Raw genomic sequence first — 11,345 nt, forward strand, 5'->3', positions numbered from 1 at the left:
CAGCTTGCCCATGGCTTTTGCCGGGGCACCCAGGGCGCATGGCCCAAGGCTTGAAACTACAACTGCCATAAGCCCGGCACAGGGCCGGGCTTTGGCAGAAGCGTTGCGACAGACGTCTGTATTAGTACAGACGAACGGCGCGGCGCTGTTCGCGCTGAACCTTCTTGGCGTGACGCTTGACAGCAGCTGCTGCCTTACGCTTGCGCTCGGAAGTCGGCTTCTCATAAAACTCGCGGCTACGAACTTCAGCCAATACACCGGCTTTTTCGCAGGAGCGCTTGAAACGACGCAGAGCGACGTCGAAGGGTTCGTTCTCTTTAACTTTGACGGCTGGCATCCAGAGCTACCTTATTCGTTACCGGGGTAGACGTACTCCTGGCAAAACAAGGTGTGCTGGAGAACGTCGGTTTTCAAGGGTTGCGGATGTTACCCCGTAGCCAGCAGGAATGCAAAGCCTCTGATCGAAAACCGCTAGTCGGCACTTGGCACGGCGACTATCATGCGCCGCTTCGAATTCAGCCTCCACAAGGCACATACCCATGTTAGTACTGGGCTTGGAAACATCCTGCGACGAGACCGGCGTCGCATTATACGACAGCGAGCAAGGCCTGCTGGCCGACGCGCTGTTCAGCCAGATCGACCTGCATCGCGTCTATGGCGGGGTGGTGCCCGAGCTGGCCTCGCGTGACCATGTAAAGCGCATGCTGCCCTTGATTCGCGAGGTCTTGAGCACTGCCGGGCGCGCCGCGAGCGACATCGACGCCATCGCCTATACCGCAGGCCCGGGCCTGGTCGGCGCCTTGTTGGTCGGTGCCTCCTGCGCCCAGGCGATGGCCTTTGCCTGGGACGTGCCGGCCATCGGTGTCCACCATATGGAAGGCCACCTGCTGGCGCCGATGCTCGAGGCGCAGCCACCGGAGTTTCCGTTCGTCGCTTTGTTGGTTTCCGGTGGCCACACGCAGCTGGTACGGGTCGATGGCATTGGCCAATACCAGTTGCTGGGTGAAAGCCTGGACGATGCTGCCGGCGAGGCATTCGACAAGACCGCCAAGCTGATCGGCCTGAATTACCCGGGGGGGCCTGAAATTGCGCGCCTGGCGCAGAGCGGTACGCCGGGGCGTTTCAGATTCCCACGGCCGATGACCGATCGACCCGGGCTGGAATTCAGCTTCAGCGGCCTCAAGACGTCTGCGCTCAACACCTGGCAGCAGTGCTGCGCGGCAGGCGACGACACCGAGCAGACCCGCTGCGACATATCGCTGGCGTTCCAGCAGGCCGTGGTCGAGACGCTGACCATCAAGTGCAAGCGCGCCCTGCAGCAGACCGGCCTCAAGCGCCTGGTCATCGCCGGTGGCGTCAGCGCCAACACGGCCTTGCGGCAGTCACTCGAAGACATGCTTGCGGGCTTGAAGGGTAACGTCTATTACGCCCGGCCCCAGTTCTGTACCGACAACGGTGCCATGATCGCCTACGCCGGTTGCCAGCGGTTGCTGGCCGGGCAGCGCCAGGACCTGGCGATCAGTGTGCAGGCACGTTGGCCCATGGAGCAATTGCCGCCGCTCTGAGGGCCTGGCGCTCGGGGGCAGGGGCTACCGGCGGTGTTCGGCGTTCAGAAGTGCCGCTCATGGCCTGCGAGCAAAGCACGCAAATTGTTGCGGTGGCTCCACACGATCAGCAGGGTCAGCACGGCAGTCGGCAGCAGCGCCTCGGGTTGGTGCCAGGCCAGCAGCGGCAGGGTCAGTGGCGTGGCGATCAAGGCGGCAAGCGAGCTTGTGCGGCTCAGGTACAACGTCAGCGCCCAGACCCCGATGGCCAGAAGGGCGGCCGGCAGATACACCACCATGAGCATGCCTGCCGCGGTCGCGACGCCTTTGCCGCCCTGAAAGCGGAAATACACCGGGAACACGTGGCCGCCCACAGCGCACAGGCCGATCCAGGCTTGTGCCTGGAGGTCGAGCCCAGCCAGCCTGGCCAGGACCACCGGCAAGATGCCCTTGCACAGGTCGCCCAACAGGGTCAGGATCGCCATTCGGCGTCCTGCCAGGCGCAGCATGTTGGTAGCGCCGGCGTTACCCGAACCGCCCAGGCGTGGGTCCGGGCTACCGGTCAACCGGCTGAGGACGATGGCGAAGGACAGCGAGCCAAGCAGGTAGGCGAGCAGTGCCAAAAACCAAAACATGCTAACTATTCCGGGCGAGGTCGCCCCGATTCTAACGGCGCCCGTCGCCCTTGTCGTGCTGTGGAGAGAAGTGCTTGGACAGAGTGTTCATCGAGGGCCTGGAGGTCGATACCGTCATTGGCGCCTATGACTGGGAGCGGGACATTCGCCAGTGCCTGCGCCTGGACCTGAGTTTCGCCTGGGACAACCGCCCGGCCGCCGCCGGCGATGACCTGAGCCTGACGCTCGATTACGCCACCGTCACCACGCGCATCCAGGCCTTCGCCGAGCAGGCGCGGTTCGAGCTGGTGGAAACCTTTGCCGAGCGCCTGGCCGCAAGCTTGATGGCCGAGTTCGGCATCACCTGGATGCGCCTGAAAGTCACCAAGCCCGGTGCCATTGCGGCTGCCCGTGGTGGTGTTGGCGTGGAGATCGAGCGCGGATGTCTCTGAGCACGGTATACCTGGGGCTCGGCAGCAATGTCGACCGTGAGCGGCATCTGGGCGCTGGGCTTGATGCGTTGGCCGGCATCCTCACCGGCATGCGCTGTTCGGCGGTCTTCGAGAGCGACCCGGTCGGGATCAAGAGTGGTCCGTTCATCAACCTGGTGGTCACGGGGCAGACCGCCCTGCCGTTGCTCGAGCTGGATCGCCGCCTGAAACTCATCGAAGCCGACAACGGGCGTTATGCCCCGGAGCGCAAGGGGCTGCCGCTGGACATCGACGTGCTGATGTACCGCGATTGGCACGGGAGCTTCGATGGCCTGGTATTGCCCCGGGCCGAAATTCTGAAAAACGCGTTCGTGCTGTGGCCGTTGTCTCTGCTTGCCCCGGACTTGCAACATCCGCTGGTGGGTAAAAGCATGGCGCAGTTGTGGCAGGAGGCTGACATCCAACAGGTGCTGGCGCCGGTGCCCTTCGAGTGGCACGGACAGCAACTGACGCAGTTGTGACAGGCGCCTGATCCGGGTCGGATCAGGCGCTGCCCGCCGTTATTCGTTCGATGCGGCGTACTGCGCCTTGAACGCCTTCAGCGCGTTCAACCGTTCGCGCTTGATTGCATCGCCCAACGCCTTGCCCTGAAGGCCCTGCTCGATCAAGTGCTGCGCGCTGGTCCCGCGCGCAGCAGAGGCCGCCGCACGCAGGTAGTCAGCCTGTGGATAAGGCAGCTTTTCCAAGCCCAGCCGACCCCGTGCGTCCATCTCGCACGCGGCGATGAAATCGTCGAAACGCTGGGGCCGTCGATACACGTCGAACGTCTGCAACAGCTCCAGCAGGGTGTCTGGCCGCAACTCCAGGGCACGGTGTCCATGGGTATGGTACTCGCCGACCAGCAGCGCCAGTTCCTGACAGTCCCGTGGCGCCTTGAAGCGCTGGTTGACCGCCTTGATCAGCTTCACTCCACGGTGCTCATGGGCGATGTGTCGAGGCCATTGCGCCTGTGGCGTGGTGCCCTTGCCGAGGTCATGCAGCAGGCAGGCCCAGCGCACCTGCAAGGGCTGCTGGTGTAGCGCTGCCTGCTGCAGCACGGCCAGGGTGTGCACACCGCTGTCGATTTCCGGGTGGTGTGCAGCAGGCTGCGGGACCCCGAACAAGGCGTCGACCTCCGGCATCAGCTCTTGCAGCGCACCACAGTCGCGCAGCACCTGAATGAACACCTCGGGTTGCGCCTCCATCAGCGCCCGCTCGATTTCTTTCCAGCTCCGCTCGGCGGTCAGCGCCTGCAGCTCGCCCGACTCACTGATCTGGCGCATGAGCGCCAGCGTCTCGTCGGCCACGTGGAATCCTTGCGGAGCGTAACGTGCGGCGAAACGCGCCACACGCAGCACGCGCAACGGGTCTTCGGCAAAGGCGGGGGATACGTGGCGCAACAGGCGCGCATGCAGGTCGTGCTGGCCGTGGTACGGGTCATAGACCGTCCCCTGCGCATCTTCGGCCATGGCATTGATGGTGAGGTCGCGGCGGATCAGGTCTTCTTCGAGGGTCACCTCGGGGCTGGCGTGAAAGGTGAAGCCGCCATAACCGCGGCCAGTCTTGCGCTCGGTACGGGCCAGCGCATATTCCTCACCGGTGGTTGGGTGCAGGAACACGGGAAAGTCGGCGCCCACCGGCCGGTAACCCTGTGCGTGCATGTCTTCGACGCTGGCGCCCACCACCAGCCAGTCGATATCGCTGACGGCCAGGCCGAGCAGGCGGTCGCGCACAGCGCCGCCAACTTTGTAAATGTGCATGAAAAAGCCTCCAGTACGGCGCCCAGCATACCGCGTGAGCTGTACGGGAGGCATTTCCCTCTCAGGGGTGGCGGGGCATCGCCAGGTCCATGCGCCCGTACTCGACGCTTTCGCCATGTTCGCTGCGCGGCGGCATATGGTGGGTTTTCATGACCTGTTCGCCTTGCACGGTCTCGAGGTGAATGTCGAAGCCCCACAGGCGGTGCAGATGGCGCAAGACTTCCCCGGTGGACTCGCCCAGTGGCTTGCGGTTGTGCTGTTGATGGCGCAGCGTCAGTGACCGGTCGCCGCGGCGATCGATGCTCCAGATCTGCACGTTCGGCTCGCGATTGCCCAGGTTGTACTGCGCTGCCAGCTGTTCGCGGATGGTCCGGTACCCATCTTCGTCGTGGATGGCCGGCACCAGGAGGTCATCGCGCTGATCGTCATCCAGGATGCTGAACAGCTTCAGATCACGCATGACCTTGGGCGACAGGTATTGAAGGATGAAACTCTCGTCCTTGAAGCTGCTCATGGCGAACTTCAGGGTCGACAGCCAGTCGCTGCCGGCAATATCCGGGAACCAGTGACGGTCTTCATCCGTAGGGTGCTCGCACATGCGACGGATGTCGGTGTACATGGCAAAACCGAGCGCGTACGGGTTGATGCCGCTGTAGTACGGGCTGTCGAATCCAGGCTGGAACACCACGCTGGTATGTGACTGCAGAAACTCCATCATGAAGCCTTCGGTGACCAGGCCCTCGTCGTACAGGTCGTTCATCAGGGTGTAATGCCAGAACGTCGCCCAGCCCTCGTTCATCACCTGGGTTTGACGCTGTGGATAGAAGTACTGCGCGATCTTGCGCACGATACGCACCACTTCCCGCTGCCAGGGTTCCAGCAACGGGGCGTGTTTCTCGATGAAGTAGAGGATGTTTTCCTGCGGCTCGGCCGGGAAGCGCGCGAAGTCCTTGTCATCCCCCTTGTCGGCGCTTTTGGGAATGGTGCGCCACAGGTCGTTGATCTGCCGTTGCAGGTATTCTTCCCGCTCTTTCTGCCGGCGCCGCTCTTCTTCGGCCGAAATGGGGTACGGGCGTTTGTAGCGGTCGACCCCGTAGTTCATCAATGCGTGGCAGGAATCGATCAGGTCTTCCACCGCATCGATACCGTGGCGCTCTTCACACTGGCTGATGTACTGCTTGGCAAACACCAGGTAGTCGATGATCGAGGTGGCATCGGTCCATGTGCGGAACAGGTAGTTGCCCTTGAAGAAACTGTTGTGGCCATAACAGGCGTGGGCTATGACCAGTGCCTGCATGCACATGGTGTTTTCTTCCATGAGGTAGGCAATGCACGGATCGGAGTTGATCACGATTTCATAGGCCAGCCCCATCTGGCCGCGCGTATAGGACTTCTCGGTACTGAGAAACTGTTTGCCGTACGACCAATGGTGATAGCCCAGCGGCATACCCACCGAGGCATAGGCATCCATCATCTGCTCGGCCGTGATCACTTCGATCTGGTTGGGGTAGGTGTCCAGCGCATAGCGGGCGGCCAGGCGACTGATTTCCCGGTCATAGGTCTGGATCAGGTCGAATGTCCATTCGGACCCGGTGGAAATGGGCTGGCGTCTCTGGGCTCTGGCGGTCATGTGGCTAACCTGCGCTGGAAGAGTTCACGGAAGACCGGGTAGATGTCACCGGCCGAGACCAGTTGTTGCTGGGCGAAGGTGTCTGGGAAGGCTTCACCCATGCGCTCGTACTCGTACCACAACGCCTGGTGTTCACGCGGCGTGATCTCGACATAGGTGTAGTACTGAACGTGGGGCATGATCTGTTTGGCGAGGATATCCCGACAGATGGGCGAGTCGTCGTTCCAGTTGTCGCCGTCCGAGGCCTGAGCGGCGTAGATGTTCCAGTCATTGGTGGGATAACGCTCGGCCATGATTTCCTGCATCAACTTCAGGGCGCTTGAAACGATCGTGCCGCCGGTTTCCCGGGAATAGAAAAACTCCTCTTCGTCCACTTCCCGGGCGCTGGTGTGGTGGCGGATGAAGACCACGTCGATGCGGTCGTAATTGCGCTTGAGGAACAGGTACAACAGGATGAAGAAGCGCTTGGCGATATCCTTGGTGGCCTGCGTCATGGAGCCGGACACGTCCATGAGGCAAAACATCACCGCTTTGGAACTGGGGTTGGGTTGCTTGACCAGCAAGTTGTACTTGAGGTCGAACGTGTCGAGGAAGGGCAGACGATTGATGCGCGCACGCAGCCGTTCGATTTCTGTTTCGACGGCCTGGATATCGGTGAAGTTGTCTGGCTCCTCGACCTTGAGCCGGGCCAGTTCTGCCTGAGCCTCGCGCAGCAACGCGCGACTGCTGCCGGTGAGTGCGATGCGCCGGGCATGGGCTGAGCGCAGGGTGCGCACGATATTGATGCGGGAGGGGTTGCCCTCACTGCTGACACCGGCGCGCACGGTCTTGAAGGTGTCGGTACCGTTCAGATGGCGCTTGACCAGGTTGGGCAGCTCAAGGTCCTCGAACATGAACTCGAGGAACTCTTCCTGGGTGATCTGGAACACGAACTCGTCCATGCCTTCGCCGGAATTACCCGCCTTGCCGCGGCCACTGCCGCTGCCGCCACCGCCTTGCGGACGGGCAATGTGTTCGCCCGCAGTGAATTCCTTGTTGCCTGGGTGAACGACGGTCTGTTTGCCGCCCCGGCCATGGTGCAGCACCGGTTCGTCGATATCGCGCCCCGGAATGCTGATCTGCTCACCGTGTTCCATATCCGTGATGGAGCGCCGGCTGACGGCCTCTTCCACCGCCTTCTTGATATGGTCACGGTAACGCCGCAAGAAGCGCTGGCGATTGACCGTGCTCTTGTTCTTGCCGTTCAGGCGTCGGTCGATTACATAGCTCATGGTTCCTCCGGTAGCTGGAAGCAGCTGCAAGCCATAAGCCTCGAGCTGCAAGAAAAAGCAGCCACCGCTGCGCCAAGCCAGGGCGCCGGGTGTGAACTGGGCGCCAGGTAACTTGATGCGTGCGGCTTATCGCTTGCCGCGTTACTGCGATTTCCTGACCCGCAGGTACCATTCCGAGAGCAGGCGCACCTGCTTATCGGTATAGCCGCGTTCCACCATGCGCGTGACGAAGTCGTTGTGTTTTTTCTGGTCCTCTTTGCTGGCCTTGGCGTTGAAGCTGATCACAGGCAGCAGGTCTTCGGTGTTGGAGAACATTTTCTTCTCGATCACCACCCGCAGCTTCTCGTAACTGAGCCAGCTGGGGTTCTTGCCGTTGTTGTTGGCGCGGGCCCGCAGCACGAAGTTGACGATCTCGTTACGGAAGTCTTTCGGGTTGCTGATCCCGGCGGGCTTCTCGATCTTTTCCAGCTCCTCGTTCAATGCCACGCGATTGAGGATTTCGCCGGTTTCCGGATCGCGATACTCCTGGTCCTGAATCCAGAAGTCGGCGTACAGCACATAGCGGTCGAAGATGTTCTGGCCGTACTCGCTGTAGGATTCCAGGTAGGCCGTCTGAATTTCCTTGCCGATGAACTCGATGTAGCGCGGCGCCAGGTATTCCTTGAGGTAACGCAGGTAGCGCTCGCGGGTTTCGGCGGGGAACTGTTCCTGTTCGATCTGCTGTTCCAGCACATAGAGCAGGTGCACCGGGTTGGCCGCGATCTCGTGGGGGTCGAAGTTGAATACCTTGGAAAGAATCTTGAAGGCAAAACGGGTCGAAAGCCCGTTCATGCCCTCATCCACACCGGCCGAATCGCGGTACTCCTGGATCGACTTGGCCTTGGGGTCGGTGTCCTTGAGGTTTTCGCCGTCGTACACGCGCATCTTCGAATAGATGTTGGAGTTTTCCGGCTCCTTGAGCCGTGACAGCGAAGTGAATTGCGCGAGCATCTTCAGCGTGTCAGGCGCGCAGTGGGCCTTGGCCAGCGAGCTGTTGACCAGCAGCTTGTCATAGATCTTGATTTCATCGCTGACGCGCAGGCAATACGGCACTTTGACGATGTAGATACGGTCGATGAAAGCTTCGTTGTTCTTGTTGTTGCGGAAGGTGTGCCATTCCGATTCGTTGGAGTGCGCCAGCAGAATCCCGGTATAGGGAATCGCACCCAGGCCTTCGGTACTGTTGTAGTTGCCTTCCTGGGTCGCCGTGAGCAAGGGGTGCAGCACCTTGATCGGCGCCTTGAACATTTCGACGAATTCCATCAGGCCCTGGTTGGCCCGGCACAGCGCGCCCGAATAGCTGTAGGCGTCGGCGTCGTTCTGAGGGAATTCTTCGAGTTTGCGGATATCGACCTTGCCGACCAGCGCCGAAATATCCTGGTTGTTCTCATCGCCGGGCTCGGTCTTGGCGATGGCGATCTGATTGAGAATCGAGGGATAGAGCTTGACCACCGTGAACTTGGAAATGTCACCGCCGAATTCCTGCAGGCGCTTGGTGGCCCATGGCGACATGATGGTGCTCAGGTAACGCTGGGAGATGCCGTACTCCTCTTCCAGGATGGCGCCGTCTTCCGCTGCGTTGAACAGTCCGAGCGGTGACTCGAACACCGGCGAGCCCTTGATCGCGTAGAAGGGCACCTTTTCCATGAGTTGCTTGAGTTTTTCAGCCAGCGACGATTTACCACCGCCGACGGGGCCGAGCAGATAAAGGATCTGTTTCTTTTCCTCGAGCCCCTGAGCGGCGTGACGGAAGTAGGAAACGATCTGCTCGATGCATTCTTCCATGCCGTGGAAGTCGGCAAACGCCGGATAACGGCGAATCACCTTGTTGGAGAAGATCCGCGACAACCTTGAGTTGGCCGAGGTGTCGATCAATTCCGGCTCGCCGATGGCCAGCAGCAATCGTTCGGCTGCCGAGGCATAGGCGCTACGGTCCGCCTTGCACAGCTCGAGGTACTCCTGAAGCGAGAGTTCCTCCTGCCGCGTGGACTCGAAACGCTGTTGGAAGTGGCTAAAAATGCTCATGACGTCACCTCGCTCGATACGTGGAGCCGACGTCGGATCAATCAGCTGATGCTGGCATACAGGCGGCGAGACCGCTTGCTGTTACCCCCCAGAACACCCTTGAAACGCTACCGATGACCCGCGCGGCGGTGTACCGGCTCTCCCCTGTTTGGATGGCCTGCCTGTAAGGATAGTTGGTTCTGCGCAAGGTCAAGGTCGGTAGGGGAAGAACAGCCACTTGACCGTTCATCCGTAGAGGCGGGAGCCCGCAGGGAGCGCGGGCTGGCGTCACAAAGAAAAATTTATTCGGCGATGCCCTGAGCGATGTCGGCGGGATAGGTGTTGCGCCACAGCTCGAAGCCACCATCGAGGCTGTAGACGTCGGAGAAGCCCTGCTGGATCAGGTAGGCCGCGGCGCTTTGGCTGGAGTTGCCGTGGTAGCAGACCACGAGGGTCGGTGCGTCGAGGTCAGCGGCGCGGATGAAGTCAGCCACCGAATGGTTGTCCAGGTGCTGGGCACCGACGATGTGCCCTGCAGCGAAGGCCTGTGTGTCGCGGATGTCGACCACCACGGCGCCTTGCTCACGCAAGCTGTGCGCCTGTTCAGGGGGGATTCGCTTGAATTCGCTCATGGATGTCTCCTTCAGGGCTGAGGGTCAGGTTGGGCGGGGGCCTCAGCGGGGCGCATGGCCCCGCCCTCGGCGCAATCACAGCGGTGGTATTCACCGCTGTCGACGTTATACAGGGTCATGGCGCCGCCCCACACACAGCCGGTGTCCAGCGCAATGATGCCAGGCTCGCTGACGCGGCCTTCGAGGGCGGCCCAGTGGCCGAAGATGATCTTGACGTGCCGCGAGCGCCGCTCCTTGTGGGTAAACCAGGGCCTGAAGCCCTTGGGCGCGGTGTCGAGGCCTTCCTTGCTCTTGAGGTCGAGCTTGCCTTGCGCCGTGCAGAAACGCATGCGTGTGAAGTAATTGGTGATCACCCGCAGGCGCTCGACACCGGTCAGCTGCTTGCTCCACTTGTTCGGCTCGTTGCCGTACATGCCATCGAGGTACAGCTTGAGGCGATGATCATCGCGAAACACCTGCTCGACCTCGGCCGCCAACGCCAGCGCGGTGCCCAACGTCCATTGCGGTGGAATACCGGCATGGACCATCGCCACGCCACGCGCCTCGTCGTAGTGCAGCAGCTTCTGCTGGCGTAGCCAGTGCAGCAGCTGATCGGCGTCTGGCGCCTCGAGAATCTCACGCAGGGTATCGCTTTTTTTCAGGCGCTCGACGTTGTGCCAGGCGGCGAGCAGGTGCAAATCGTGATTGCCCAGCACGCACACCAGCGAATCGCGCATCGCGTAAAGGAAGCGCAGAGTTGCCAGCGACTCGGGCCCGCGGTTGACCAGGTCACCGACCAGCCACAGGCGATCGACCGCGGGGTTGAAGCGAACCCGTTCCAGCAGGCACTTGAGCGGCTGCAGGCAGCCCTGCAGGTCACCGACCGCGTACACCGCCATCAGTGCAGGGCTCCGGGCACGGCAAGGCGGAACGGGGCAATCATGGCGTCGAACTGGGTGCCATCTTCGGCCAGCATCTGATAGCTGCCCTGCATGATGCCCACCTTCGTGGCGATCACCGAGCCGCTGCTGTAGGTATGCGAATGGCCCGGCGCGATCATCGGCTGTTGCCCGACGACGCCAGCGCCGCGGACCTCTTCGACTTCGCCATCGCCGTTGGTGATCAGCCAGTGACGTGAAATCAGGGTGGCGCTGACATTGCCGGTGTTCTGCACGGTGATGGTGTAGGCGAAGGCGAAACGCTGGGTGTCGGGGTCGGATTGGTCTTTGAGGTATCGGGTCACGACGCTGACGTCGATCTGGTAACGGGGATCGGACATGCAAGGGCCTTGGACAGAGTGAGGCGGGGAGGGCAATGGGTGCAGTCTAGGTCATTGCAGGTCGCGGCGGCCAGCCGGCTGGCGGGCCGCGCAGGTCGCGGGGCAGGCCCCGCGTGCGGATCA

Annotated in this window: 12 protein-coding genes; 3 read left to right on the forward strand and 9 right to left on the reverse strand. The window is 61.6% G+C overall.

What is annotated here, in order from left to right; all coding sequences use genetic code 11:
* Nucleotides 1–121 precede the first annotated feature (121 nt).
* Nucleotides 122–337: a 30S ribosomal protein S21 gene (gene rpsU / locus RT028_RS02730; protein WP_002551877.1), complete on the reverse strand. Its 216-nt coding sequence runs from the start codon at nt 335–337 to the stop codon at nt 122–124.
* Nucleotides 338–539: 202 nt separating this feature from the next.
* On the opposite strand from rpsU, the gene tsaD reads away from it, so the two are divergent.
* Nucleotides 540–1,565: a tRNA (adenosine(37)-N6)-threonylcarbamoyltransferase complex transferase subunit TsaD gene (gene tsaD, locus RT028_RS02735; RefSeq protein WP_312932197.1), complete on the forward strand. Its 1,026-nt coding sequence runs from the start codon at nt 540–542 to the stop codon at nt 1,563–1,565.
* Between the two features lie 44 nt (nt 1,566–1,609).
* Here tsaD and plsY read toward each other — a convergent pair whose 3' ends face one another.
* Nucleotides 1,610–2,179 carry a glycerol-3-phosphate 1-O-acyltransferase PlsY gene (gene plsY, locus RT028_RS02740; protein WP_312932203.1) on the reverse strand — a complete coding sequence of 190 codons (570 nt, stop codon included), beginning with the start codon at nt 2,177–2,179 and terminating at the stop codon, nt 1,610–1,612.
* A 74-nt stretch (nt 2,180–2,253) separates the two neighbouring features.
* On the opposite strand from plsY, the gene folB reads away from it, so the two are divergent.
* Both folB and folK read left to right on the forward strand, forming a co-directional pair.
* Entirely contained in the window at nt 2,254–2,610 is a 357-nt protein-coding gene (gene folB / locus RT028_RS02745) for a dihydroneopterin aldolase (protein WP_312932205.1), read from the forward strand.
* On the forward strand, nt 2,601–3,110 hold the full coding sequence (gene folK / locus RT028_RS02750; protein WP_312932207.1) for a 2-amino-4-hydroxy-6-hydroxymethyldihydropteridine diphosphokinase: 510 nt from the start codon (nt 2,601–2,603) through the stop codon (nt 3,108–3,110). The genes folB and folK overlap by 10 nt, the downstream gene beginning before the upstream one ends.
* A 39-nt stretch (nt 3,111–3,149) precedes the next feature.
* Here folK and RT028_RS02755 read toward each other — a convergent pair whose 3' ends face one another.
* From RT028_RS02755 to apaG, 7 genes are all read right to left on the reverse strand, one after another.
* Complete coding sequence (locus RT028_RS02755; protein WP_312932209.1) at nt 3,150–4,388, reverse strand: multifunctional CCA addition/repair protein; 1,239 nt, start codon at nt 4,386–4,388, stop codon at nt 3,150–3,152.
* A gap of 61 nt (nt 4,389–4,449) precedes the next feature.
* Complete coding sequence (locus tag RT028_RS02760; RefSeq protein ID WP_312932211.1) at nt 4,450–6,018, reverse strand: SpoVR family protein; 1,569 nt, start codon at nt 6,016–6,018, stop codon at nt 4,450–4,452.
* The gene (locus RT028_RS02765; RefSeq protein ID WP_312932213.1) at nt 6,015–7,289 is read right to left on the reverse strand and encodes a YeaH/YhbH family protein; all 1,275 of its coding nucleotides are present in this window, start codon (nt 7,287–7,289) and stop codon (nt 6,015–6,017) included. The genes RT028_RS02760 and RT028_RS02765 overlap by 4 nt, the downstream gene beginning before the upstream one ends.
* 141 nt (nt 7,290–7,430) lie before the next feature.
* Complete coding sequence (locus RT028_RS02770; protein WP_312932214.1) at nt 7,431–9,353, reverse strand: PrkA family serine protein kinase; 1,923 nt, start codon at nt 9,351–9,353, stop codon at nt 7,431–7,433.
* A 281-nt stretch (nt 9,354–9,634) separates the two neighbouring features.
* Complete coding sequence (gene glpE, locus RT028_RS02775; RefSeq protein WP_312932216.1) at nt 9,635–9,964, reverse strand: thiosulfate sulfurtransferase GlpE; 330 nt, start codon at nt 9,962–9,964, stop codon at nt 9,635–9,637.
* A gap of 11 nt (nt 9,965–9,975) precedes the next feature.
* The gene (locus RT028_RS02780; protein ID WP_312932217.1) at nt 9,976–10,842 is read right to left on the reverse strand and encodes a symmetrical bis(5'-nucleosyl)-tetraphosphatase; all 867 of its coding nucleotides are present in this window, start codon (nt 10,840–10,842) and stop codon (nt 9,976–9,978) included.
* A complete protein-coding gene (gene apaG, locus RT028_RS02785) occupies nt 10,842–11,222 on the reverse strand; it encodes a Co2+/Mg2+ efflux protein ApaG (protein WP_312932220.1) in 381 nt (126 codons plus the stop codon). The genes RT028_RS02780 and apaG overlap by 1 nt, the downstream gene beginning before the upstream one ends.
* Nucleotides 11,223–11,345: the final 123 nt, after the last annotated feature.

Source organism: Pseudomonas sp. (genome assembly GCF_032058845.1).
GTDB lineage: Bacteria > Pseudomonadota > Gammaproteobacteria > Pseudomonadales > Pseudomonadaceae > Aquipseudomonas.